Annotated in this window: 25 protein-coding genes; 15 read left to right on the plus strand and 10 right to left on the minus strand. The window is 67.7% G+C overall.

Annotation, left to right across the window (positions count from 1 at the left end):
* The first annotated feature begins 75 nt into the window (after positions 1 to 75).
* The 8 genes from QTH90_RS13295 (at position 76) to QTH90_RS13330 (ending at position 7,502) form a co-directional block, all read left to right on the plus strand.
* The gene (locus tag QTH90_RS13295) at positions 76 to 2,376 is read left to right on the plus strand and encodes a heavy metal translocating P-type ATPase (protein ID WP_286665014.1); all 2,301 of its coding nucleotides are present in this window, start codon (positions 76 to 78) and stop codon (positions 2,374 to 2,376) included.
* Positions 2,376 to 2,513: a cbb3-type cytochrome oxidase assembly protein CcoS gene (gene ccoS / locus QTH90_RS13300; protein WP_286665015.1), complete on the plus strand. Its 138-nt coding sequence runs from the start codon at positions 2,376 to 2,378 to the stop codon at positions 2,511 to 2,513. The genes QTH90_RS13295 and ccoS overlap by 1 nt, the downstream gene beginning before the upstream one ends.
* 67 nt (positions 2,514 to 2,580) lie before the next feature.
* Positions 2,581 to 4,020, plus strand: coding sequence for a cytochrome-c oxidase, cbb3-type subunit I (gene ccoN / locus QTH90_RS13305; protein ID WP_286665016.1), 1,440 nt, complete (start codon positions 2,581 to 2,583; stop codon positions 4,018 to 4,020).
* A 10-nt stretch (positions 4,021 to 4,030) separates the two neighbouring features.
* On the plus strand, positions 4,031 to 4,657 hold the full coding sequence (ccoO, locus tag QTH90_RS13310) for a cytochrome-c oxidase, cbb3-type subunit II (RefSeq protein WP_286665017.1): 627 nt from the start codon (positions 4,031 to 4,033) through the stop codon (positions 4,655 to 4,657).
* A gap of 11 nt (positions 4,658 to 4,668) precedes the next feature.
* A complete protein-coding gene (locus QTH90_RS13315) occupies positions 4,669 to 4,815 on the plus strand; it encodes a cbb3-type cytochrome oxidase subunit 3 (protein WP_286665018.1) in 147 nt (48 codons plus the stop codon).
* Positions 4,812 to 5,732: a cytochrome-c oxidase, cbb3-type subunit III gene (ccoP, locus tag QTH90_RS13320; protein ID WP_286665019.1), complete on the plus strand. Its 921-nt coding sequence runs from the start codon at positions 4,812 to 4,814 to the stop codon at positions 5,730 to 5,732. Before QTH90_RS13315 ends, ccoP begins: the two co-directional genes overlap by 4 nt.
* Before the next feature lie 13 nt (positions 5,733 to 5,745).
* The gene (ccoG, locus tag QTH90_RS13325; RefSeq protein ID WP_286665020.1) at positions 5,746 to 7,170 is read left to right on the plus strand and encodes a cytochrome c oxidase accessory protein CcoG; all 1,425 of its coding nucleotides are present in this window, start codon (positions 5,746 to 5,748) and stop codon (positions 7,168 to 7,170) included.
* A 26-nt stretch (positions 7,171 to 7,196) separates the two neighbouring features.
* The gene (locus tag QTH90_RS13330; protein WP_286665021.1) at positions 7,197 to 7,502 is read left to right on the plus strand and encodes a FixH family protein; all 306 of its coding nucleotides are present in this window, start codon (positions 7,197 to 7,199) and stop codon (positions 7,500 to 7,502) included.
* Here QTH90_RS13330 and fnr read toward each other — a convergent pair.
* Positions 7,483 to 8,199: a fumarate/nitrate reduction transcriptional regulator Fnr gene (fnr, locus tag QTH90_RS13335; protein ID WP_286665022.1), complete on the minus strand. Its 717-nt coding sequence runs from the start codon at positions 8,197 to 8,199 to the stop codon at positions 7,483 to 7,485. The two genes, QTH90_RS13330 and fnr, sit on opposite strands and share 20 nt — an antisense overlap.
* 154 nt (positions 8,200 to 8,353) lie before the next feature.
* Here fnr and hemN point away from each other — a divergent pair, with 154 nt between their 5' ends.
* From hemN to QTH90_RS13355, 4 genes are all read left to right on the plus strand, one after another.
* Positions 8,354 to 9,739, plus strand: coding sequence for an oxygen-independent coproporphyrinogen III oxidase (gene hemN, locus QTH90_RS13340; protein ID WP_286665023.1), 1,386 nt, complete (start codon positions 8,354 to 8,356; stop codon positions 9,737 to 9,739).
* Positions 9,740 to 9,741: 2 nt separating this feature from the next.
* A complete protein-coding gene (locus QTH90_RS13345; RefSeq protein WP_286665024.1) occupies positions 9,742 to 10,458 on the plus strand; it encodes a sulfite exporter TauE/SafE family protein in 717 nt (238 codons plus the stop codon).
* Positions 10,459 to 10,543: 85 nt separating this feature from the next.
* A complete protein-coding gene (locus tag QTH90_RS13350; RefSeq protein ID WP_286665025.1) occupies positions 10,544 to 10,981 on the plus strand; it encodes a universal stress protein in 438 nt (145 codons plus the stop codon).
* 6 nt (positions 10,982 to 10,987) lie between these two features.
* Positions 10,988 to 12,244 carry an NAD(P)H-dependent flavin oxidoreductase gene (locus QTH90_RS13355; RefSeq protein WP_286665026.1) on the plus strand — a complete coding sequence of 419 codons (1,257 nt, stop codon included), beginning with the start codon at positions 10,988 to 10,990 and terminating at the stop codon, positions 12,242 to 12,244.
* On the opposite strand, the gene QTH90_RS13360 is transcribed toward QTH90_RS13355, so the two are convergent.
* Together QTH90_RS13360 and QTH90_RS13365 are read right to left on the minus strand one after the other, a co-directional pair.
* Positions 12,241 to 13,914, minus strand: a complete 1,674-nt coding sequence (locus QTH90_RS13360) for a methyl-accepting chemotaxis protein (protein ID WP_286665027.1) — start codon at positions 13,912 to 13,914, stop codon at positions 12,241 to 12,243. The genes QTH90_RS13355 and QTH90_RS13360 overlap by 4 nt on opposite strands.
* 139 nt (positions 13,915 to 14,053) lie before the next feature.
* Positions 14,054 to 14,779 carry an OmpW/AlkL family protein gene (locus tag QTH90_RS13365; RefSeq protein ID WP_444814719.1) on the minus strand — a complete coding sequence of 242 codons (726 nt, stop codon included), beginning with the start codon at positions 14,777 to 14,779 and terminating at the stop codon, positions 14,054 to 14,056.
* A gap of 188 nt (positions 14,780 to 14,967) precedes the next feature.
* Here QTH90_RS13365 and QTH90_RS13370 point away from each other — a divergent pair, with 188 nt between their 5' ends.
* Positions 14,968 to 16,347, plus strand: a complete 1,380-nt coding sequence (locus tag QTH90_RS13370) for a sensor histidine kinase (RefSeq protein ID WP_286665028.1) — start codon at positions 14,968 to 14,970, stop codon at positions 16,345 to 16,347.
* A gap of 124 nt (positions 16,348 to 16,471) precedes the next feature.
* On the opposite strand, the gene QTH90_RS13375 is transcribed toward QTH90_RS13370, so the two are convergent.
* Entirely contained in the window at positions 16,472 to 16,924 is a 453-nt protein-coding gene (locus QTH90_RS13375; RefSeq protein ID WP_286665029.1) for an FHA domain-containing protein, read from the minus strand.
* Positions 16,925 to 17,110: 186 nt separating this feature from the next.
* Here QTH90_RS13375 and QTH90_RS13380 point away from each other — a divergent pair, with 186 nt between their 5' ends.
* The gene (locus tag QTH90_RS13380; protein ID WP_286665030.1) at positions 17,111 to 17,647 is read left to right on the plus strand and encodes a DUF4136 domain-containing protein; all 537 of its coding nucleotides are present in this window, start codon (positions 17,111 to 17,113) and stop codon (positions 17,645 to 17,647) included.
* Between the two features lie 21 nt (positions 17,648 to 17,668).
* On the opposite strand, the gene QTH90_RS13385 is transcribed toward QTH90_RS13380, so the two are convergent.
* The 5 genes from QTH90_RS13385 to QTH90_RS13405 form a co-directional block, all read right to left on the minus strand.
* On the minus strand, positions 17,669 to 18,283 hold the full coding sequence (locus QTH90_RS13385; protein WP_286665031.1) for an HAD family hydrolase: 615 nt from the start codon (positions 18,281 to 18,283) through the stop codon (positions 17,669 to 17,671).
* A gap of 31 nt (positions 18,284 to 18,314) precedes the next feature.
* A complete protein-coding gene (locus tag QTH90_RS13390) occupies positions 18,315 to 18,734 on the minus strand; it encodes a surface-adhesin E family protein (RefSeq protein ID WP_286665032.1) in 420 nt (139 codons plus the stop codon).
* A 65-nt stretch (positions 18,735 to 18,799) separates the two neighbouring features.
* Complete coding sequence (locus tag QTH90_RS13395; RefSeq protein WP_286665033.1) at positions 18,800 to 20,608, minus strand: feruloyl-CoA synthase; 1,809 nt, start codon at positions 20,606 to 20,608, stop codon at positions 18,800 to 18,802.
* Positions 20,609 to 20,708: 100 nt separating this feature from the next.
* Complete coding sequence (locus QTH90_RS13400) at positions 20,709 to 21,674, minus strand: 3-hydroxyacyl-CoA dehydrogenase NAD-binding domain-containing protein (protein ID WP_286665034.1); 966 nt, start codon at positions 21,672 to 21,674, stop codon at positions 20,709 to 20,711.
* On the minus strand, positions 21,674 to 22,618 hold the full coding sequence (locus QTH90_RS13405; protein WP_286665035.1) for a beta-keto acid cleavage family enzyme: 945 nt from the start codon (positions 22,616 to 22,618) through the stop codon (positions 21,674 to 21,676). The genes QTH90_RS13400 and QTH90_RS13405 overlap by 1 nt, the downstream gene beginning before the upstream one ends.
* 104 nt (positions 22,619 to 22,722) lie before the next feature.
* On the opposite strand from QTH90_RS13405, the gene QTH90_RS13410 reads away from it, so the two are divergent.
* The gene (locus tag QTH90_RS13410) at positions 22,723 to 23,433 is read left to right on the plus strand and encodes a Crp/Fnr family transcriptional regulator (protein WP_286665036.1); all 711 of its coding nucleotides are present in this window, start codon (positions 22,723 to 22,725) and stop codon (positions 23,431 to 23,433) included.
* Positions 23,434 to 23,451: 18 nt separating this feature from the next.
* Here the strand turns inward: QTH90_RS13410 and QTH90_RS13415 are convergent, their stop codons facing one another.
* Complete coding sequence (locus tag QTH90_RS13415) at positions 23,452 to 24,561, minus strand: zinc ribbon domain-containing protein (protein ID WP_286665415.1); 1,110 nt, start codon at positions 24,559 to 24,561, stop codon at positions 23,452 to 23,454.
* Positions 24,562 to 24,585 lie beyond the last annotated feature (24 nt).

Consider the following 24,585-nt stretch of genomic DNA (forward strand, 5'->3'; position numbering starts at 1 on the left):
CGGGAAGTGGGTCCGCAGGCCAGCCCCTTGATCTGCATCAAAGCCTGATCCGGAGCAATCGCTAGCCTCGGCGGCATGGAAGCTGCGCCCTCTCTGGCCCTCGCATTGCCTGCCGCGCAGCAGCCGGCCTGGTCGCTGCTCGACGATCCCGCCGAATGGCCGTCCTTCGGCCAGGCGCCGCGCGAGGGCGACGCGGCCCAGCGCTGGGAATCGCAGGTCGCCGTCGAGGGCATGCATTGCGCCGCCTGCGCCTTCGCGGTCGAGGCCGCGCTGACGAAGGTGCCGGGCGTGATCTCGGCCGAGGTCCATGCGGCCAGCCGCCGCGCCCGGGTGGTGTGGTCTGCGGCGACGGTCAAGCCGTCGCGCTGGTTCGCCGCCTCCGAGGCGGCCGGCTACCGCCTCGTGCCGGTCGGCGACATGCAGGCGGCCCCGCGACGCCGCCGCGAATCCCGGCTCGCACTCTGGCGCTGGCTGGTTGCGGGCCTGTGCATGATGCAAGTCATGATGTACGCCTACCCGGCCTACATCGCACAGCCCGGCGACATGACGCCCGATGCCGCGCAACTCCTGCGCTGGGCCTCGTGGGTGCTGACGCTGCCGGTGATGCTCTTCTCCTGCGGTCCCTTCTTCCGCAGCGCCTGGCGCGACCTGCGGCTGCACCGCATCGGCATGGACCTCCCGGTGGCGCTCGGCATCGCCATCACCTTCGTCGTCGGCACGGCCGCTACCTTCGATCCCGCGGGACCGCTCGGGCACGAGCAGTACTTCGATTCGCTCACGATGTTCGTGTTCTTCCTGCTGACCGGGCGCTGGCTGGAATCGCGGCTGCGCGACCGCACGGCCGGCGCGCTCGACGCACTGATGAACCGCCTGCCGGACAGCGTGCTCCGGCGCAACGCCGAAGGCATCTTCGAGCGCGTCGCGGTCCGCCGGCTGGCGGTCGGCGACATCCTGCGCATCCTGCCCGGCGAGGCCTTCCCGGCCGACGGCTGCGTGACCGCCGGCGACACCTCGGCCGACGAGGCGCTTATCACGGGCGAATCGCGCCCGGTGCCGCGCCCTTGCGGGGCACGGGTGCTGGCCGGCAGCCAGAACGTCGGCGCGATGGTCGAGCTGCGCGTGGAGGCACTCGGCGCGGACACGCGCTTCGCCCAGATCGTCGCGCTGATGGAAAGCGCATCGCTGCAGAAGCCGCGGCTCGCCCGGCTGGCCGATCGTGCCGCGCGGCCTTTCCTGCTCGCGGTGCTGGTCGCGGCCGTGGGTGCCGGCGCGTGGTGGTGGCACGTGGACCCGGGCAAGGCATTGATGGTCGCGGTCTCCGTGCTGATCGTGACCTGCCCCTGTGCGCTGTCGCTGGCCACGCCGGCCGCGATGCTCGCAAGCGCCGGCACGCTGGCGCGCAGCGGCGTGCTCGTGCGCAACCTGCAAGCCCTCGAAGCACTGGCCACCGTCGACACCGTGGTGTTCGACAAGACCGGCACGCTGACCCGCGACACGCCGCGCCTCGAGCGCGTCTACAGCCGCAGCGGCGTGCGGCCCGGCGATGCCGTGGAACTGGCCGCTGCGCTGGCCGCGCAGTCGCTGCACCCGGCCTCGCGCGCTCTGGTGCGCGCCTGGGAAGCGCAGCATCGCGCGCCACCCGGCTGGACAGTGGTGCGCCTCGTCGAGCGCGCGGGCGAGGGCCTCGCGGGTTCCGTGCGCCGATCCGCCGACGGCCCGGAGCGCGCGCTGCTGCTGGGCTCGGCCGCCCTCTGCGGCATCACGCCGCTGCCCGTGGAGGCCGCGCAGACGCATCTTGCCGATGACGAGGGCTGGGTCGCCAGCTTCGTGCTGGCCGAGGACTTGCGCGAGGATGCGGCGGCCGTGGTGTCCACGCTGGGCGAGCAAGGCCAGGGGGTGTGGCTCCTGTCGGGCGACCGCGGCGCGGCGGTGAAGGAAGTGGCACAGCGCGCCGGCATCGACCTTGCGGTGGGCGATTGCACGCCCGAGAACAAGCTGCGCGTCCTCATGGACCTGCAGGGCAGTGGCCGCACGGTCGCAATGGTGGGCGACGGCCTCAACGACGGGCCGGTGCTGGCCCACGCGCATGCCTCCTTCGCCTTCGGCCGCGCGGTGCCGCTCGCACAGGCCAACGCCGACTTCGTGGTGCTCGGCGAATCGCTGCAACTCATCCCGTCCGCCATGGCGCAGGCGCGACGCACGCTGCGCGTGGTGCGTCAGAACCTCGGCTGGGCCGCTGCCTACAACGCGGTCTGCGTCCCGCTCGCGATCGCCGGCTGGCTGCCGCCATGGCTCGCAGGGCTCGGCATGGCCGCAAGCTCGCTGGTGGTGGTGCTCAACGCCGCGCGGCTGGCCGGCCAAGGCAAGGAGCACTGATGGACATCCTGTTCCTGCTGATCCCGTTCTCGGTCGTGCTGGCGCTGTTCATCATCGCCGCGCTCTGGTGGGCCGTGGACCGTGGGCAATTCGACGACGTCGAAGGCGAGGGCGAGCGCATTCTGCGAAACGATTGACTTGCATCAAACCGGCGCGCACGCCGCGCCGGGACACTGGGCCCCAATCAGATAACAAGGCTCTGCGATGCATGCTTCGAACACCCCCGCGCCGGTCTACAGCGACACCGCCGTGCGGCAATTCGCCCTCATGTCGGTCGTGTGGGGCGTGGTGGGCATGCTGGTCGGCGTCGTCATCGCCTCGCAGCTGGCCTGGCCCGATCTCAACCTCGGCATCCCCTGGCTCAGCTACGGCCGGCTGCGTCCGCTGCACACCAATGCGGTGATCTTCGCCTTCGGCGGTTGCGCGCTGATGGCCACCAGCCTGCACGTCGTGCAGCGCACCTGCCAGGTCCGGCTGTTCGCGCCGGGGCTGGCCTCCTTCGTGTTCTGGGGCTGGCAGGCGGTCATCGTCGCCGCCGCGATCAGCCTGCCGATGGGCTACACCAGCGGCAAGGAATACGCCGAGCTCGAATGGCCCATCGACATCCTGATCGCGCTCGTGTGGGTCGCCTACGCCATCGTGTTCTTCGGCACCATCGGCATCCGCAAGGTGCGCCACATCTACGTGGCGAACTGGTTCTACGGCGCCTTCATCATCGCGGTGGCGCTGCTGCACATCGTCAACAGCGCGGCCATCCCGGCCGGCGCGATGAAGAGCTACTCGGCCTACGCCGGCGTGCAGGACGCGATGGTGCAGTGGTGGTACGGCCACAACGCGGTCGGCTTCTTCCTCACGGCCGGCTTCCTCGGGATGATGTACTACTACGTGCCCAAGCAGGCGGGCCGCCCGGTGTACTCGTACCGCCTCTCGATCGTGCACTTCTGGGCGCTGATCTTCACCTACATGTGGGCCGGCCCGCACCACCTGCACTACACCGCGCTGCCCGACTGGACGCAATCGATCGGCATGGTCTTCTCGCTGATCCTGCTGGCGCCGAGCTGGGGCGGCATGATCAACGGCGTGATGACGCTCTCGGGCGCCTGGCACAAGCTGCGCACCGATCCGATCCTGCGCTTCCTCATCGTCTCGCTGTCCTTCTACGGCATGTCGACCTTCGAGGGTCCGATGATGTCGATCAAGACGGTCAACGCGCTCTCGCACTACACCGACTGGACCGTCGGCCACGTGCACTCCGGCGCCCTCGGCTGGGTCGGCCTCATCTCCATGGGCTCGCTGTATTACCTGATCCCGCGCGTGTACGGCCGCACCGAGATGTTCAGCGTGAAGGCGATCGAGCTGCACTTCTGGATGTCCACCATCGGCATCGTGTTGTACATCGCCGCGATGTGGATCGCCGGCGTCATGCAGGGCCTCATGTGGCGCGCGGTCAATGCCGACGGCACGCTCACCTACACCTTCGTCGAGAGCGTGAAGGCCACCTACCCCTACTACGTGGTGCGCGTGCTCGGCGGCGCGCTGTACCTGGGCGGCATGCTCGTGATGGCCTGGAACGTCTGGATGACGGTGATCTCCGGCTTCAGCAAGCCCTCGCCGATCCCACAGACCGCCATCGCCCACGCCTGAGGACCACGCCATGAGTTCGAACCCATCCGAGGCCGGCTTCTCGCACCAGAAGATCGAGACCAACAACTTCCTGATGATCGTGCTGATCCTGCTGGTGATCGCGGTCGGCGGCCTGGTCGAGATCGTGCCGCTCTTCTTCCAGAAGTCCACCACAGAGGCCGTGCAGGGCGTGCAGCCGCTGACGCCGCTGCAGCTCGCCGGGCGCGACATCTACGTGCGCGAGGGTTGCTACAACTGCCACTCGCAGATGATCCGCCCCTTCCGCGCCGAGACGCTGCGCTACGGCCACTACTCCGTGGCCGGCGAGTTCGTCTACGACCACCCCTTCCAGTGGGGCAGCAAGCGCACTGGCCCCGACCTGCACCGCGTGGGCGGCAAGTACAGCGACGAGTGGCATCGCATCCACCTGAACAACCCGCGCGACGTGGTGCCCGAGTCGAACATGCCGGCCTATGCCTGGCTCGAGAAGACGCCGCTGGACCCGACGCAATCGGCATCCCACATGACCGCGCTGCGCCGTGTCGGCGTGCCCTACACCGACGAGCAGATCGCCGCGTCCGCCGCCGAAGTCAAGGGCAGGACCGAGATGGACGCGATGGTGGCCTACCTGCAATCGCTCGGGCTGGCACTCAAGTAAGGACAAGCGCGATGGACAGCATCACCACTTTGCGGATCGTCGCCACGCTGGCGTCGTTCGCCACCTTCATCGGCATCCTGGCCTGGGCTTTTTCCAGCCGCCGCGCCAAGGGCTTCGAAGAGGCAGCGCGCCTGCCCTTCGAGGAGGACCCGTCATGAGCGACTTCATCAACGACTTCTGGTCGCACTTCGTCACCATCGTCGCGGTCGGCAGCATCCTGGCTTGCGGGCTGCTGCTGTGGCTCACCGCGCGTTTCCGCGGCCCCGCCAGCGATGACAACACCACAGGCCACGTCTGGGACGAAGACCTGCGCGAGATGAACAACCCGATGCCGCGCTGGTGGATGGGCCTGTTCGTGCTGACCATCGTCTTCGGCCTCGGCTACCTCGCCGTGTTCCCGGGGCTCGGCAGCTACCGCGGCACGCTGGCCTGGACGACATCCGGCGAGTACGCGAAGGAAGTGGAGCACGCCAACGCCGAGCTGGCGCCGGTCTATGCCGCCTACGCCTCGGAGCCGGCAGAGCGCCTGGCCACGGACCCCGGCGCCATGGCGATCGGCGAGCGCCTGTTCCTCAACAACTGCGCCCAGTGCCACGCCTCGGATGCGCGCGGCAGCAAGGGCTTCCCGAACCTCACCGACCGCGACTGGCTGCACGGCGGCACGCCCGAGAAGATCCGCGAGACCATCACCCATGGCCGCACGGGCGTGATGCCGCCGATGGCCGAAGCGGTGGGCACGGCCGACGACGTGAAGAACCTCGCGAACTACGTCCTGAGCCTGTCGGACAGCCCGCACGACTCGGTGCGCGCGGGCCTCGGCAAGAGCAAGTTCACGGCCTGCGCGGCCTGCCACGGCATCGGCGGCGTCGGCAACACAGCCGTCGGCGCGCCGAATCTCGCCGACAAGGTCTGGCTGCACGGCTACGGGCAGGAGGCCATCATCGCGATGATCAACGGCGGCAAGACCAACCAGATGCCGGCGCAGGAGGGGCGTCTCACCGAAGCGCAGATCCACGTGCTGACCGCCTATGTCTGGGGCCTGTCGAACAAGCCGGACGTCGCGGCGGCGCAGTGACCGGACCCATGCCATGAGCCATGCGCGCAAGGTGGTCCCCATCGTTCCGGTCCCGGCCGAAGGGAAGGGCGTCGGCCTCTACGCGGCGCACGAGAAGATCTACACGCGCAGCGTCAGCGGCGTCTTCGCGCGCTGGCGCTGGGCCATGGTGTTCGTGACCCAGCTCGTCTTCTACGGGCTGCCCTGGCTCGAATGGGGCCAGCGGCAGGCCGTGCTGTTCGACCTGGCCGATCGGCGCTTCTTCATCCTCGGGCTCGTGCTCTATCCGCAGGACCTGATCTACCTCACCGGCCTGCTGGTGATCTGCGCGCTGTCGCTGTTCCTCTTCACCGCCGTCGCGGGCCGGCTGTGGTGCGGCTACGCCTGCCCGCAGACGGTCTACACCGAGATCTACATGTGGGTGGAGCAGAAGGTCGAAGGCAGCCGCATTGCGCGCATGCGCATGGACCAGGGCGGCTTCTCGGCGGAGAAGGCGATCAGGAAGTGCCTCAAGCACGCGGTGTGGATCGCACTCGGCCTCTGGACCGGCTTCAGCTTCGTGGGCTACTTCACGCCGATCCGCGAGCTGGGCGCTTCCATGCTGCACGGCACGATGGGCTCCTGGGAGCTCTTCTGGGTGCTGTTCTACGGCTTCGCGACCTACGGGAACGCCGGCTTCATGCGCGAGCAGGTGTGCAAGTACATGTGCCCCTATGCGCGCTTCCAGAGCGCGATGTTCGACCGCGACACGCTGATCGTCAGCTACGACGCCGCCGTCGGCGAACCCCGCGGCGTGCCGGCGAAGGCGCGCGCCGACAACGCGCCCGCGCTCGGCCACTGCATCGACTGCAAGCTCTGCGTGCAGGTGTGCCCCACGGGCATCGACATCCGCAACGGCCTGCAGCACGAATGCATCGGCTGCGGCCTCTGCGTCGACGCCTGCAACATCGTGATGAAGAAGACGTCGCAGCCGCCGGGACTGATCCGCTACGCCACCCAGAACAGCATGGCCGGCCACTGGACGCCGCGCCAGATGCTGCTGCGCGTGCTGCGGCCCCGGGTGCTGGTCTACGGCGCGCTGCTCGCGGTGCTGTCCATCGGCCTGCTCGCGAGCCTCGTGACGCGCATGCCGCTCAAGGTCGACGTGGTGCGCGACCGCGCTGCGCTGGCGCGCGTCGTCGAGGGCGGCCAGGTAGAGAACGTGTACCGCCTGCAGCTCATGAACGCGACCGAGGCGCCGCAGCGCTACCGCATCGAGGCCAGCGGCCTCGATGGCCTGCAGGTGGCCTCGGAACCGGTGGCGGACGTCGCGCCCGCGGAGTCCCGCTGGGTGCCCGTGCGGCTGCGACTGCCCCATGGCGCGGCAGCGGCCGGCTCGCACGAGGTGTATTTCAACGTCCGCTCGGAGGATGGCCTGGGCCACGTCTCCGAGAAGGCCGTGTTCCTGGTTCCCCGATGAAGCAGCGCCTTTCCCGAAGGATCGACATGACCGACACCCGCATCGACGACGACGCAAGCCGTCCCTGCCCACCCTGGTGGCGCTTCCCCCTCGTCTGGATGGTGATCGGAGGCCCCGGCATCGTTGTCGTCGCGAGCTTCGTCACGCTGTGGCTCGCGCTGGGCACGCCCGACCCGGTGGTCGATGCGGACTACTACCGCAAGGGCGTGGAGATCAACCGCACGCTGGTCGACAGGAAGCTGATGCCTGCGATGGCCGGGCGCAATCACGCGGCCACGCCGGGCGCCGACGTGGCGGTGCCGAAGAAGCGGGTCAGCAGCCCGGCGGATTGACGAGGCTGCGCAGCGCCTCGGGGTCGAGGATGCGCACGTTGCGCTGCTCCACCTCGACCAGCCCGTCGGCTGCGAACTTCGACAAGGTGCGGCTCACGGTCTCCAGCTTGAGGCCGAGGTAGCTGCCGATCTCGTCGCGCGTCATGCGCAGCACCAGCTCCGAACGCGAGAAGCCGCGCGCATGCAGCCGCTGCACCAGGTTCAGCAGGAAGGCGGCGAGCCGCTCCTCCGCACGCATGCTGCCCAGCAGAAGCATCACGCCCTGTTCGCGCACGATCTCGCGGCTCATGATCTGGTGCACGTGGCGCTGCAGCGCCGTCACCTCGCGGGACAGCTCCTCGATGCGGTCGAAGGGCATCGTGCACACCTCCGAATCCTCCAGCGCCACGGCGTCGCAGGTGTGGTGGCCGTTGACGATGCCGTCCAGGCCGATGATCTCGCCCGCCATCTGGAAGCCCGTGACCTGGTCGCGTCCGTCCTCGCTGGTGAGACGGGTCTTGAACATCCCCGTGCGGATGGCGTAGAGCGAGGTGAAGTCCTCGCCGTTGTGGAAAAGTGTTTCGCGCCGCTTGACCTTGCGCCGCGTCGCGACGATCTCGTCGATGCGCTGCAGCTCCACCGGACTGAGGCCAATGGGCATGCACAGCTCACGCAGATTGCAGTTGGAGCAGGCGACCTTGATGTGTTGGGGTGTCATGGGGGCAGTCTGGGATCGTGCGGGGCATTGTGGGGCGGCGGGCAAGCGCCTTGTTTGATGCAGATCAAGGTTTGCGGGTCGCCTCCGCCGCATAGTGTCCCACTCCAGCTGTCCCACGCCGCCCGCGATGCTTCTTGCCCCCGCCCCAGCCCGCATGCCGACCGTTCCCATGCCGTCGCCCGCCGTGCTGCGGCGCTTCGACATCGCCGGCCCCCGCTACACCTCCTACCCCACGGCCGACCGCTTCGTCGATGCCTTCTCCGCCGCCGCCTATGCGCAGGCGCTCGAACACCGCGGAGGGGCCGGCGCCGGCGCGCGGGCGCTGTCGCTGTACGTGCACATCCCGTTCTGCGAATCGCTCTGCTACTACTGCGCCTGCAACAAGATCGTGACCCGCCACAAGAGCAAGGGCCGCGAGTACCTGGACTACCTGGCGCGCGAGGTGGCTCTGCAGGTCGGCAAGCTCGGCCGCGGCGCCGTGGTCCGCCAGCTGCACCTGGGCGGCGGCACGCCGACTTTTCTCGACGACGGCGGGCTGCGCGAACTCATGGCGCTGCTGCGCGACAACTTCACGCTGACGCCGGACGGCGAGCATTCGATCGAGATCGACCCGCGCACGGTCGACCGCCAGCGGCTCGCGACGCTGGCCGAACTCGGCTTCAACCGCCTGAGCTTCGGCGTGCAGGATTTCGATGCCGAGGTGCAGAAGGCGGTGCATCGCATCCAGCCCGCCGGGCAGGTGTTCGACCTGATGCTGGCGGCGCGCGGCCTCGGCTTCGACTCGGTCAACGCCGACCTGATCTACGGTCTGCCGCGCCAGACCGCCGCGTCCTTCGACCGCACGCTGGAGCAGGTCTGCGCGCTGCGGCCGGACCGCATCGCGCTCTACGCCTACGCACACCTGCCGGAACGCTTCAAGCCCCAGCGCCGCATCGCGACCGAATCCTTGCCCGACGCCGCGGCCAAGGTCGAGATGCTGTCGCGCTCGATCGCGGCTTTCACCGCGGCGGGCTACGTCTACATCGGCATGGACCACTTCGCGCTGCCGGACGATGCGCTCGCGGTCGCCAAGCGGCAGGGCCGGCTGCACCGCAATTTCCAGGGCTACAGCACGCAGCCGGACTGCGACCTGGTGGCGCTCGGCGTGTCGGCCATCGGCCGCATCGGCGCCACCTACAGCCAGAACGCGAAGACGCTGGAGGAGTACTACGACCTGATCGACCAGGGCCACCTGCCGGTGGTGCGCGGCCTGGCGCTGTCGCGAGACGACGTGCTGCGGCGCGCGGTCATCATGGCGATCATGTGCCAGGGGCGGGTCGACTTCGAGGCCATTGGCGCGGCGCACCTGATCGACTTCCGGCAGTTCTTCGCCGCCGAACTCGAAGCGCTCGACCTGCTCGCGGCCGAGGGCTTCGTGCGCACGAGCACTCGCGACATCGAGGTCACGCCGCTGGGCTGGTTCTTCGTGCGAGCGATCGCGATGGTGTTCGACCGCTACCTGCAGGCCGATCGCAGGACGCGCTTCTCGCGCATCGTCTGAGCATGCAGGCGGCGCTGCTCGCAACCGCATTCGTCATGGGGCTCGCCGGCGGGCCGCACTGCGTAGCGATGTGCGGCGCCGCTTGCGCGGGCGTGATCCGCATCGTGCGCGTCGTGCCGGCCGGCGGTGCCGCCGCCATCGAGCCCGCACGGCCTTCCGTGCCCGCCGGCGCGGTGTTCCACGTGGGGCGCGTGCTGGGCTACGCCGGCGCCGGCGCAGTTGCGGCCGTCGCAGCGCAGGGCCTGTCGCTCGCCAGCGGGCAGGTCGCCGTGCTGCGTCCCGTGTGGATGCTGCTCCATGTGTTCGTGTTCGTGTGGGGCCTGCTGCTCGCGGCCACCGGCCGGCAGCCGCTGTGGGCGAGCCGCGTCGGGCGCTGGGCCGCAGAGCGCGCGCAGCGCGTGACCGGCCGCAGCGCCCTCGGCGTGCTGGCGAGCGGCGCGGCGTGGGTCGCGATGCCCTGCGGCCTGCTGTACTCGGCACTGATGCTCGCGGCGCTGGGCAATGGCGTGCTCGCGGGCGCCGCGATCATGGCGCTGTTCGCTGCGGGCAGTGCGCTGTCGCTGGTGCTGGCGCCCTACCTGTGGCGGCGCCTGTGCTCGGGCACGGGCCGGGTGCCGCGGCAATGGGGCACGCGGCTGGCGGGTGCGCTGCTCGCCGCCGTGGCCCTGCAGGCGGTGCGCATGGACCTGCAAGCGCAGATCGCGCTCTGGTGCAGCTGAGGCGCGCGACGCAAGCTTGATCGGGGTCAACACGCGGCGGTCCCATCTGCCCAACACTGGGTTCTTCCCAACAGGAGAGCCCATCATGTTCAAGAAGATCCTCGTCGCGACCGACGGCTCCGAACTCTCGGAGAAGGCGGTCGAGAGCGCCATCGGCCTGGCCCGGCAACACGGCGCCGAACTGGTCGCCTTCACCGTGGCGCGCCGGCAGCCCAGGAGCTACATGGACGGCGCGATGAACAACGCGGCCGCCGACGACGTCGAGCGGCAGCGGCTCGAAAAGGCGCAGGCCCTGGTCGACGCCGTCGGCGAGCGTGCATCCGCGAGCGGCGTGCCCTGCCAAGCGCTGGTGGCCCATTCCAGCCAGGTGGCGGATTCGATCATCGTGGCCGCCGAGAAGCAGCACAGCGAACTGATCGTGATGGCCTCGCACGGCCGCAAGGGCGTCGGGCGCCTGCTGCTCGGCAGCGAGACGCAGCATGTGCTGACCCACTCGGCACTGCCCGTGCTCGTGCTCCGATAGCGCCGCGTGAGCAGGGCAATCGACGCGGCCGCGGACGGGGCCGAAACCGCTGCCGGCCAACTCCGGGCGCTGGCCCGGGCCTCTGGCTTGCGCAACTGGACGCTGGCCGGCCGGGAGCTGCCGCCAGTGGTGCAGGGCGGCATGGGCGTCGGCATCTCGGCCGGCGGACTGGCGGGCGCCGTGGCCGGCTTCGGCTGCGTAGGCACCGTGTCGTCGGTCGACCTGCGGCGGCTGCACCCGGACCTGTGGGCGCAGACCTCGGGCCTCGAAGGCGAGCCGGATGCCGGCGCACGCATCGACGCCGCCAACCTGGAGGCGCTGGGCCGCGAGATCGCCAAGGCGCGGCGGCTCGCCGGTGGCCGCGGCCTGGTCGCGGTCAATGTCATGAAGGCCCTCGGCGCCTACGAGGCGCAGGTGCGGCATGCCATGGCCTGCGGCGCCGACGCGCTGGTGGTCGGCGCCGGACTGCCGCTGGATCTGCCGGAACTCGCCCGCGAGCATCCCGGCGTGGCGCTGATCCCGATCCTGTCGGACGCGCGCGGGGTGCAGCTCATCGTGCGCAAGTGGGAAAAGAAGGGGCGCCTGCCCGATGCCGTCGTCATCGAGCATCCGGGCCGCGCAGGCGGCCATCTCGGCGCTGCCCGTGTCGGCGACCTGAAGGACGCGCGCTTCGACTTCGACGTGGTGCTGCCGCAGGTGCAGGCCTTCTTCCGGTCCGCAGGCATCGAAGGCCGCATTCCGCTGATCGCGGCCGGCGGCGTCGAGAGCCTGGAGGACATCCGGCGCCTGCAATCGCTGGGCGCTGCGGCGGTGCAGCTCGGCACCGCCTTCGCCGTGACCGAGGAGTGCGACGCCGACCCGACCTTCAAGCGCGTGCTCGCGGATGCAAGGCCCGAGGACATGGTCGAGTTCACCAGCGTCGCGGGGCTGCCCGCGCGCGCCGTGCGCACGCCCTGGCTGGCGAAGTACCTGCGGCTGGAGCCACGCCTGCTGGCCAAGACCCATCGCGAGGTCGAGTGCACGATGCGCTTCGACTGCCTGGCCCATTGCGGCCTGCGTGACGCGACGCCGGGCTGGGGCAAGTTCTGCATCGACAAGATGCTGGGCCATGCGCTCGCCGGGCGCGTCGAGCAGGGCCTGTTCTTCCGTGGCGCGGGACGCCTGCCTTTCGGCAGGCAGATCCGGCCGGTGGAGGATCTGATGCGGTGGCTGCTGGGCGGGCTCGCACCCGACGCCGGGCCGGGCGCGCTCGCGGGGGCTTAGAACGCTTCCCAGTCGCCGCCTGCCGGAACCGCAGCGGGTGCGGCGGGCTTGCGTGGCGCTGCCTTGGGGGTGGAGGCCGGCCGCACGGGTGCGGCCCGCTGCTTGAGCGATGCGACTGGCCCGCCATCCAGCTTGAAGACGCTCACGACTTGCGAGAGGCTGCCAGCCTGCTCCTGCAGCGATTGCGCCGCAGCCGAGGCTTCTTCCACCAGGGCCGCGTTCTGCTGCGTCACCTGGTCCATCTGCGTGATCGCCTGGTTGATCTGCTCGATGCCCGAGGTCTGCTCCTGGCTCGCAGCGGTGATCTCGCCCATGATGTCCGTCACCCGCTTCACGCTGTCGACGATCGCTTCCATCGTCCTGCCGGCTTCGGCGACCTGCTTGCTGCCTTCCTCGACCTTGCCCACCGAGTCGCCGATCAGCGTCTTGATTTCCTTGGCTGCGGCGGCGGAGCGCTGGGCGAGGTTGCGCACTTCGGATGCGACCACCGCGAAGCCACGGCCTTGCTCGCCGGCACGGGCAGCTTCGACAGCGGCGTTCAACGCCAGGATGTTGGTCTGGAAGGCGATGCCGTCAATGACGCCAATGATGTCCACGATCTTGCGCGACGAAGCGTTGATCGAGCCCATCGTGTCGACCACCTGCGAGACCACGCTGCCACCCTTGATCGCCACCTCGGACGCCGACACGGCCAACTGGTTGGCCTGGCGTGCGTTGTCTGCGTTCTGTTTCACGGTGGAGGTCAGCTCTTCCATCGACGCAGCCGTCTGCTCCAGCGAACTCGCCTGCTCCTCGGTGCGCGACGACAAGTCCTGATTGCCCGTAGCGATCTGCGTGCTGGCACTCGAAACATTCACCACCACGCCGTGCACCTGCTGCAGCGACTCCTTCAACGCGGAGCGCATCGCATCGATCGCGCGCAGAAGATTTCCCGTCTCGTCATGGGCGTAGCTCTTCTGCGGTGCGCCGGTGAGGTCCATCTCGGCAATCGCCTTGGCCATCCTCTCGGCCCGGCGCAGCGGGCGCGTGATGCTGCGCGTGAGGAACCAGGCCAGCAAGGTGCCCAGGGCCAGCGTCAGCGCCGTGCACACCATCAGCAGCGTGCTCGTCTGGGCACGCAGGTCCTGGCCGCGCCCCGCGGCGGCATCGAGTTGCGCGCGCTGCAGGTCCACCATCTGCTGGACACCCGCGAGGTAGTTGACCGATGTGGGCTCGAAGCGCGACGTGAACACCCGGTTGGCGCCGTCGAGGTCGCCCGCCAGCTTGAGCTTGCTGACCTCCTCGCGTGCCGCGAGGTATTCCTTGCGCAGTTCGCCGACCTTCTCGAACAGCTGGCGCTCCTCGGGCCTGACCATCTGGCCTTCGATGAACTTCTGCAGCTCGTTGGTGCTCTTGATGGACGCCGCGGTGGCCGGCGCGAAGTAGGCAATGAGGCTCGGGTCGCTGCTCTTGGCGATCGCCGCGGCGCGTTGCACGCCCGATGTGGTGTGGCGCAACCAGTCGGAGCCGGCGCGTTCGGTCTTGACGCTGTCGTTGACCATGCCGTCGATCTCGACACCCAGTTGCCGCAGCTTCACCACCGCAAACACACTGCTTGCCAGGAAGAGGGCGAGGATGGCGCCCAGCACAAGGGCCAGGCGCCTGCCAATCGAGATATTGCTCAAAAACATGATCGTGATTCCAGAAGAAGCGAAGAGAGAACGCTGCGGTATATCGGCAGAAAACCGACGAACTTGAGCGGACCTCCTCGCATGCTTCCCACGCATGTCGAGCGGATGCGAACCTGCGGGTTCGCGGGGACCTAGAGACTTAGAACTTGTACGTCACCGCCAGGTACGGGACGATCGGGTTGACCTTGAGGCGCGATTCGCTCGTGGCGACCGGCACGCCTGCCACCGAGGTGGTCAGGTTGGCCGTGGTCTTCAGCGGGATGTACGACACCGAGAAGGACATGCCCCAGTGCTGGTCGAACTGGTAGGCGGCGCCGAGGTTGAACACCGGTGCGAACGAGCTGTCGAGGTCTGCCGAAGTGGTCGACCGTCCGGCGGGAATGCCCACGCGGCTGGCCAGGGCGCCTTGCAGGCCGGGGGTGAGCTTCACGTCGCTGTACCAGACGTAGGTCACGCCGAGGCCGACGAAGGGACGCAGCTTGGCCTCGCCTTCGAGGAAGTAGTACTTGGCCAGCAGCGTGGGGCTCCACTGGCGGGCTTCGCCGAGTTCGCCGATCGGGCCCAGCGTGCCGGCGCCCTGCAGCTTGAACTTCGGCGGAACGCCGAGCACGCCTTCGACCGCCCAGTGGCTGTCGATGAAGTACTGGGCGCTGAGGCCCAGCGTGTCGGAGCTGTCGACGTTGGCGCCGGAGCCGGGCACGACGGCCGCGCGCGGCGCCGTGAAGGTGAGGGGTTCGCTCGAATCCTGGGGTGCGAAATGGAGCCAGCCAGCGCCGACTTGCCAGTCGCCAGCCTTCTGTGCCAATGCGCTGCCCGATCCCAACGCTGCAATGGCAGCCAGCGCAAACAGTTTGGTCTTCATCATGAAAGTCTCATCTACTCTTGGTTAAGGGAATCTTTAGGATACGGTACCGTTTAATTAGTTCGGAACGTTCTGTCACATGTGCAACAGTGGCCGTCGCGCCGATCAACGGAACCGAGCCAGTGCTCACTTTACCCCTCTGGAACCCCAAACTTGGCAAAGCCCAAGCTTCGGTCGCCCACAATCGCGGCGTGTTTCACCCCCTCATTGCCCGCCGCCCGACCATCGTTCAGCGCGTGGTGCTCGCGCTGCTCGGCGCGTTCTTCCTGGTCTGGCTGGCGCTGCTGGCGTACATCTACATCGAGTTCCGGCAGGCGCTCGCGGTGGACCAGGGCTTGAAGAAGCTGGGCAGGGCGCTCACGGCGGCGCTGGCCGAAGTCAGGGACGACGCCGAAGCCCGCGTGGTGATGGCCGCCACGGCAACCCAGTTCCAGACCCTGCGCATCAGCGGCAACCCCGGCGGCAGCGTGCTGATGGAGCTGCGCGACCGGCAGGGCGGCGTGATCCATGCATCGCCCGCGCTGGGCACCCAGACGCTGGCGGGACGCCAGGGCGAGGTGATCGACCAGCAGATCGACGGCAAGACCTACTGGGTCTACCGGAGCGACACCGCGCGCTGGTCTCTGCAGGTGGCGGAGCCGCGCATCACCGGCATGTGGATCCTCGAGCGCAATGCCCAGCGCGTGCTGCCATACCTGCTGCTGGCCTTTCCGCTGATCCTCCTGCCGGTATGGCTCGCCGTGAAGCTCGGCCTGCGGCCGCTGCAGCGGCTGGCCGATCGCATTGCCGAGCGCGGCACGGCCGACCTCTCGCCCATCGGCCTGGACCCCAAGTACGCCGAACTCAAGCCGCTCGTCACCGCGCTGGAGCGCATGCTGGCCCAACTGCGAAGCACGATGGAGCGCGAACGCGCCTTCGTGCACGACGCGGCCCACGAGCTTCGGACGCCCATGGCGGTCATTGCCGCGCAGGCGCATGCGCTGTCGGGCGCAGGCAGCACCGAAGAGCGCGAGCGCGCACAGGCGCACCTGGAGCAGGCCATCGAGCGCGCCTCACACCTGACGCAGCAGTTGCTCGAACTCGCCTCGCTGGACGACGCGCGGCAGCGGTTGCCGAAGTCCATCGACGTCGCGCAATGGGCGCGGCAGATCCTGGCCCAGGCCGCGCCCGGCGCGCTGGCGCGCGGCATCGAACTCACGCTCGACGCACCCGACAGCCTCGAAGCGCAGATCGACGTGCCCGCCTTCCAGTCGGTCCTGGAGAACCTGCTGCACAACGCGATCCGCTACGTGCACGACGGTGCGCAGGTGGTGGTCACGCTGCGCGCCGATGACGAACGCCTGACCCTGTCCGTCGAAGACGACGGCCCCGGCATCGCCGAGTCCGAGCATGAGCGCGTGTTCGAGCGCTTCCACCGCGGCGTGGGCCACGACACGCCCGGCTCCGGGCTCGGGCTGGCGATCGTCAAGCAGGCCGTCTCGCGCATGGGCGGACGGGTCGCCGTGTCGCAGGGGCTGGCGCGGCGCGGCGTCGGCTTCCATGTGTCGCTGGCCTTGGGCCGGGTCGCATAGCGCATCGGCTGCGCCCTCAATTTTTCCGCTGGTCTGTCGATATAGAGGCTGGTACTCCAGGGATCTTCTTACCAAGGATCATTCGGCCCGCTTCGTGCGGGCTTTTTTTTTGCCCGCCGCCCGATCAGGACCGCCACTCCCCCGCGCCGTGCCTGCGCAGCTCCGCATGCCGGGCCACGCTGCCTTGCCGGAAGAAGGCCGCCCAGTCGCTGCGCTCGCGCGCCTCGATGTTGATGAGTTCGTCGGCCACGGTCACCAGACGCAAGGCATCCTCGCTCGTCAGCGTGTTCGACGTGAAGAGAAAGCGCAACTGGCAATCCCCCACGCCGATCGCGTCGCCGTTCCTCAGCGCGCGCTCCACCACCCGCGCCTTGTTGACGTAGGTGCCGTTGCGGCTCGCCATGTCGCGCACGACGAAGCGATCGCCCGTCCACCGGATGGCCGCGTGATGGCGGCTCACCCCCAGGCTGTCGATGTGCACCCCGCACGTGGGGTCGCGTCCGATCGTCGTGATCGGCCCCTTGATGTTGACCTGCCGGACGCTGCCGTGCGGGGTCAGGACGATGAGTCTGGACATTTCATTTCTCGCTGCTCGAAGGTTGAAAGTGATTGCATTTCGGCGTCCCGTCTCGTTTCCTGAAGTCCGGCAGTGCGTTGGAGGCGGTAACTTTTGGCAATCCGGCGCTTCGCGCAGCGGGCGGTAACATGATTCGGGCGGCGAACCCGCCGACTGCCTGCAACCGGACTCAACACTGGAGCCAACATGATTGGAAGATTCCTTGCCGTCGTCCTTGCCACCCTGCTGGCAGCCTGCGCAAGCACCGCGACCGTCAAGACCGACTTCGACCCCAAGGCCCAGTTCGGCAGCTTCCGGACCTACAGCTGGATCCCGTCCGACAGCAGCGATGCCCTGATGCCGCAGAGCGTCGTCGCTGGCATCGATACGCGGCTGCAGGCCGCAGGCTGGAAGCGCGTCGCCGAAGGGGATGTGCATGTTGCCGCTCACGTCACCCGCGTGCAGGGCCAGAACTTCAACAACTTCTACAGCGGCATCGGCCATGACCTCAACTGGCTCGGCATTGGCAGCGGCTGGCCGGGCTACGTGACCATGTCGGTCGACAACTATGAAAAGGGCACGCTGGTGGTCGACATGTTCGACGCGCGCACCAAGCGGGCCGTCTGGCGCGGCAGCGCCAGCGGGGTGCTGCCGGACGATCCCTCGCGCGTGAACGCCGCGGTGCAATCGGCGCTCGACAGGCTGTTTGCCGGCTTCCCGCCGGGCGGCGCGTCCTCGCGCTGAGGCGCTGCCAAGCGAAAACTGCTAGCCCAATCCGCGAAGCTTCAACTCCAGAGCCAGTCCGGCTGCATTGGCGAACTCGTACGCCTGCAGCCCGGCGCGCAGCGCACCGGCCACATTGCTTTCGACATCGTCGATGAAGAAGGTCTCGCCGGGCGATACGCCCAAGGCTTCCACGCAGCGCAGATAAGCCTCGGGCGCCGGCTTCGTCGCGCCGAACTCTGCGGTGGTGTGAATGGCGTTGCCGAACAAGGCGGCCACCTCGGGGCACAGCCTGCGCATGTGCAGCGCGAGCAGGCGGCAGTTGTTGGTGAAGATCGCGATCCTGCAGCGCGTGGCAACGGCCTGCGCCATCCGCAGCACCTGCGCATCGAGTGTCATCGCCGCGCGCCGCGCCTCCAGCCATGCATCGAGCGTCACGGGGCTTCCCAGAAGCCGGCCCAGCTCGTCGAGGTAATCGTCATCGCCGATCAGGCCCGCATCGGCACGCGACTCCAGCCCGGTTCCCCAGATGGCATGGCGCACCGCCTCGGCGCTCTGGTGCGTCGACGCGGCCAGATGCTCGACCCGCGCCGACCTGTCGTAGTGGCAGAGCACCCCATCCAGGTCGAACAGCACCAGCGAGATCGATGCGTTCATGGGCCTGCCCGGCGTGGCGCCTTTTCCGGCGCTAGCCGCCGGCGACCCGGCAGGCTGCGCGGATGATGCGGTTCGTGGGATTGGGCTCGACGTCGAGGAAGCGCATCGGCCGGCGATCCGTCGAGTAGTCGGTCACCTTGTGCGGCTCCCCTTGCCAGAGCGGCACCGGGTAGAAGGCCGCGTACAGGTACTCGGCCTTGCGCGCCCGGCAGTCGAAGGCCACCTGCGATTCGTACGAGCGGTAGGGCACTTTCTCCCAGTTGAGCCTTTCCGTTGCCCGGCTCACGCGAACGTTCATGGTCTTCACGGCGCCGCTGGTCTTGATCGCCACCGGGTCGACCTCCACCGTATCCACGGACGCATCGCGCGGATTGCCTGTCACGGTGAACCAATGGGTCTGAGCCTCAGCCTGGCAGCCCACGAGGCCAAGCAACACGAGCCACCTTCTCACGTCAAAAATCCTTTTGCTGGCGATCCTTTTTTGATTCTAGCCAGCGGCCGATGCGCTCTGAGCCCTCAAGCGACGCGCACAACCTCCGGATCAGCAGGGCCATGCAGCCGCTCCACCTCCGTCGCGCGCCGCGCCAGCACGGCCCGCTGGTTGATGTAGCCCTTGTCGGTGATCTCGCCTGCGTCGATGTCCGGCGGCGCGAAAAGCACCAGTGCCCGCACGGGGCATTGCGACGAGCCGCCACCCGCGTCGCGCAGCTCCCGCATCACGCGTTGCAGCGCGGCCTGCCATTCCTCGCGCGGCCGTGATGCGGCCTGCGGGCTCGGAAACACCAGCATCCCGATCTCGTCGCGGTCGTGCCCGGTGATCACGATGTCCTGCGCCAGCGGCGCGAGCCGCGACACGAGATCGACGCGCAGCGTGCCCACCGACACCCACGTCCCGCTCGTGAGCTTGAAGTCCTCCGCCACGCGGCCGTGGAACATCACGCCGCGTTCGGGCCGCTGCGTGTCCGTGAGATAGCCCGCATCGCCGATGCGGTAGTAGCCCTCGTCGTCGAAGGCTTCCGATGTTTCACGCGGCGCGTTGCGATAGCCGGCGAACACCGACACCCCCTTGACCCGCATCTCCAGCTTGTCGCCGTTGGGCACGAACTTCAGCTCCAGCCCCGGCAAGGGCGCACCGATGCAGCCCGCGCCATCGAGCCGCCAATGCGCAGTGGTGATGGCCGGCGAGGTCTCCGTCGCGCCCCACGACGTCGTGAGCCACAGCGGCCGCGCAGGGCGCGCACGCCGTGCGACGGCTTCCAGCCGCTGCCACGTCGAAGGCGCCAGCGCCGCAGCCGCATAGAAGGCCAGCCGCAGCCGCGACATGACCTCCGCCGCGAGTCCGTCGTCCGCTTCGAGGAAGGGCAGCAGCATGTCGTAGCCGCGCGGCACGTTGAACAGCAGCGTCGGCCGCACTTCGCGCAGGTTGCGCACCGTCTTCTCGATCAGCCCCGGCGCCGGCCGGCCCTCGTCGATGTAGAGCGCGCCGCCATGGCACAGCACCATGTTGAAGTTGTGGTTCGCGCCGAAGGTGTGGCTCCAGGGCAGCCAGTCGACCAGCACCGGCTTCTCCTCGTCGAGGAAGCGCCAGGTCTGCGCCATCATCTGCTGGTTGGCGCACAGCATGCGGTGCGTGTTGATCACTACCTTCGGCTTGCCGGTCGATCCCGAGGTCAGCAGGTACTTGGCATGGTCGTCGGGAATGATCGCCTCGAAGGCCTGCATCACGGCCGGCGTCTCCTGCGCCTGCATCAAGGGCTCGAAGGGCAGGGCGCCGGGGTGCGTGTCGGCATGGCGGCTGAACACCTTCACCGCATCGACATCGCAGCCCGCCAGCGACGGCCCGTACACCTTGGCGTCCGATGCGTAGATCAACGCCGGATCGAGCGCACGCAGCATGCCGTGCAGCCGCGTCGGGTCCTTCGCCATGCGCGAGTAGGCGCTGGAGAGCGAACACGCCGTGCGGCCGATGTGCATCGTCGCGAGCATCAGCACGGCATGGTCGATTGCGTTGTCCGAGAGGATCACCACCGGCCGGTGCTTCGGGATGCCCATGTCCAGCAGGCTCTGCGCCACCGCACCTACGGCACAACGCAATGCGCGGTAGTCGAGCTTGCGCCAGCCTTCGCCGCTGTCGTCGCGCTCCGCGAGTGCCAGCGCGTCGGGTGTTTCACGTGACCAGCGCTCCAGCCATTCGCCGATGCAACGCGCATAGGGCTTGAGCGCGATGGGCGAGCGCAACGCAAAGGAACCATCGTCGAAATCGATCCGCACCGTGCGTGGCGGCGCGAGCTGGCTTTCGTCTTCGAAGAAGCCGGGAGTGGTCATGGTCTTGTCGTCTCCGTTTGGTATGGCATGGCCCCTCCAGGAACCCCGCGGAACCGGCTTTGCCGGGCCGCCGGGGTTGCCCCCGGCGGGGGTGCCCGAGTCACACGAAGTGGTCGAGGCTGGGGGCGAGCCTATTTTTTTCGCGAATCAGGTTCAACAGCAGGGTGTCCCGGGTCGCTTCGAGATCACTTGTGCGCCGCGTGCCGAGTTCCTCCGCCACACCCTCAGCCACCTGCTGCTTGAGCCCGGCCGTCATCGCCGGCGCACCGAGGTCGTGCCACCAGTCCTCGATCGGCCCGCCCAGGTGGTCGAGCAGATGCGCGATGCCGCCCGCGCCGCCCGAGAGATGCAGGTTCATGAACGGCCCCATCACCGCCCAGCGCAAGCCCGGCCCATGCGCGATGGCCGTGTCGATATCCGCTACGGACGCCACTCCCTGGTCCACCAGATGGAAGGCCTCGCGCCACAGCGCCGCCTGCAGCCGGTTCGCGATGTGGCCCTTGACCTCGCGCTTCACGTGGATCGGCCGCTTGCCGATCGCGCTGTAGAAAGCCATCGTGCGCTCGATCGCATCGGCCGACGTGTGCTCCCCGCCCACCACTTCCACCAGCGGAATCAGATGCGGCGGATTGAAGGGATGCCCCAGCACCACGCGCTCCGGATGCCGGCATTCGGACTGCACGCCCGTGATCGCCAGCCCCGACGAACTGGAGGCGAGCAGCGTGCGCGGTGATGCCGCGGCGTCCATGCGCCGGAACAGGTCGATCTTGATGTCGATGCGCTCCGGCCCGTTCTCCTGCACGAAGTCGGCCCCGGCCACCGCGTCTTCGAGCCGCTCATGAAAACGCAGCCGCTCCACCGATGCCCCTTCGGCCAGCCCGAAGCGCTCCATCGTCGGCCAATGCTGCGCCACGGCCGCACGCAGCCGCGCCTCGGCGCCCGGCGAGGGATCGGTCGCATCCACATCCAGGCCCCGCGCAAGGAAGTACGCCGCCCAGCTCGCACCGATCACCCCGGTGGCGACCACCGCCACCCGCTTCACCACCGGACCCGCCCCCGCGCCCATCACAGCCCTCGCCGCGATTCGGCAGCCGCAGGAGCGAACTCAGGCAGCGGCAAGCCACGCCGCGGCAGCCCCATCATCTCGCGCGCCTCCGCTGGCGTGGCCGGCTCCATGTCCATCTCGCGAATCACCCGCACGATGCGTTCGGTCAACTGCAGGTTGGTCGCCAGCTCGCCGTGGCGGTAGTAGAGGTTGTCCTCCAGCCCCACGCGCGCATGGCCGCCGAGCAGCAACGCGCTGATGTTCGCCTCCAACTGCGAAGGCCCGATGCCGCTCACGCAGAAGATCGCGCCCTTGGGCAGCGTGTCCACCATCATCTGCAGATGGCGCGGCGAGAAGGGCATCGCGTTCTGGAAGTTGCGATGCACGTTCATCACCAGGTTGATGAAGTAGGGCTCCTCGTCCAGCCCTTCATGGATCAGCGTCGTCGTGTCCTGCAGGATGTGCGTGGGGCTGAACACCTCCCACTCGGGCTTGATGCCGCGCGCCTTCATGCCCGCGGCCAGCTCGCGGCCCTTGCTGAGCGGCGTGTCCATCAGGATGTCGCGGCCCTCGAAGGAAAGGTTGAGCGTCGTCGCGTCCAGCGTGCACATCTCGGCGCCTGCGTCCATGCCCTTGATGCGCTCGTCCCACGCGATCTCCCAGCGGTTGCCCGGCAGCGGCTTCACCATGTCGCCGTGCACGCCGCCGCCCGTGGAGTTGTTGATCACGATGTCGCAGCCCGCCGCGCGGATGCGCGTGTTGATGTCTCGGTACACGTCCGCATTGCACGTCGCGCCATCGTCGGGCCGGCGCGCGTGGATCGCGGCCACGCTGGCCCCGGCGTTCCAGCAGCGCACCACGTCCTCGGCGATCTCGGCGGGTTGCGTGGGCAGGTGGGGGTTCTGCGATTTGTGCGCCATCCCGCCCGTGGGGGCGATGGTCACGATCACCTTGCGCTTCGACATGAGGTTTCTCCTGTGAACAGCGCGCTATTATTTTTGGCTGCCCCCGCCGAGGCAGTCATCGCGACGACATTTGAGATCAGGGTTTACGAGGCGCCGGACCGTCCATGCATCAAGACAACCAGAAAAAGCCCCTGTCCCTTTCGATCCCCACGCTGCTGGAGCTGTCCGGCTGGTTCCCCCAACTGGAACCCGAGGCGCAGGCCCGCGTGCTGGACGAGATGCGCGAGCAACACGTCGCCGCCGGCGCCGCACTGTGCCGCCGCGGAGAAACCCCGCTGCACTGGTACGGCACGCTGGAGGGCTTGCTCAAATGGTCGCTGACCTCAGACGACGGCCGCTCCGTCACCTTCGGCGGCCTCTCGGTCGGCAGCTGGTTCGGCGAGGGCACGCTGCTGCGCGCCGTGCCGCGCACCGCCGACATCATCGCGCTGCGCGACAGCCGCGTCGCGGTGCTGCCCATCGACACCTTCGAGTGGCTGCACCGCACGCAGATGAGCTTCAACCACTTCCTGCTCGTGCAGATCAACGAGCGGCTGCACTGGTTCATGGGCAACTACGCGGCGCAACGGCTGCTGGACACCGACAGCCAGGTGGCGCGGGCGCTGGCGGGGCTCTTTCATCCGTGGCTGCATCCACTGGGGCAGACGCATCTGGAGACCTCGCAGGAGGAGATCGCGAATTTGTCGGGGCTGTCGCGGCAGCGGTGCAATGCGGCTTTGAATCGGTTGAGGGAGAAGGGGTTGTTGAGGATTGAGTACGGGGGGATTACGGTGGTGGATTTGGAGGGGTTGCGGGGGGTGGGGGAGGGGGTTTAGGGGCGACGTCGATTGGAATCACCTTGCCCTTGGATAGAGACGCTGGATCAACTCCTTGTCGCTTGCTGAAAGCTGAGTCTTGCCCCCCAAAGCCAGACCGCCCGTCCAAGTCGGTGGCATTTCGATGTTCATCACTGATAACGGATCAAAATCGCGATACTCACCCAGCTTTTCGGGTGACATCTTTGCGAACTGCATATCAATCGTCTCTTTGCTCCAGTAATTTGGCGGTCCAGATAGTTCGCGGACAATTCGATCCATATCCCACTTGATGTTTGCCTTGGGGTTCTGAGGTTCCTCGATTAGACCCAGGGCATGACCCCACTCGTGCAATAGAGCGCTTCGAGTCGGGAATCCAAAGTTTGCCGTTCTCTCATGTTGCGGGACGGCGAGGGCGTCCGTCCCGAGGTACGACCAAGAACCGGCAGTGGGTTCAAACGCAACACGAATCTCGGACGAACCGGTGGTCACAAAGTTGAACTTGAGATTCGTAAATTTCCCCCACTCAAGGAGCGCCAGACGTGCGTCAGCTTGTTGCGCTGATGTCCCGCCCAGGAATTTGATTCGCAGCGTCGAACCAACCGTCCAGTACTTGCTGTTCTTCCGTCCTTCATCCGGTTCAGCCTTCTTTCGCTGCACAACTATCGCCTGCTCGGTGACTGATAGAGTCAAATTCTTCTTCATTGAAAGAAAGTAGGCAACCTCACGTGTGGCAATCACATTTTGGTTCTGGATTTCCAATAGCGTGGCCTTGGCATCTCCAAGCATCGTCTCTACTTCAGTCTTCAAGTTGGTGAGGGCAAGCTTGGCCGATTGAAATTCCGTTCGCGATTTGTTTAGTTCAGCTGTAGTTGTTTCGAAATCCTTTTGCAGGTTTTGCATCTTATCGAGCGATGCTTCGAGCTTGAATCCGTACAGATACGCACCGACTACCAGGAATACCGCCAAAACGGCGACGGCGAACTTCGCGAAACGAACAAGGTCCGTGTCAACGACGTAAGTGACTCTACGGTCTTCACCGGGACTGGCAGCCGCAGAGCCTGCGCTTGGCAGCAGACTGGACTGGCAGTATCGACACTTGATTGCGTCGTCACGAACGTCTTCCTTGCAGTACGGACATGACTTCATCAAGGGTGCCTCCGTGAACTAGCC

The organism is Variovorax flavidus, from assembly GCF_030317145.1.
Taxonomy (GTDB): domain Bacteria; phylum Pseudomonadota; class Gammaproteobacteria; order Burkholderiales; family Burkholderiaceae_C; genus Variovorax; species Variovorax flavidus.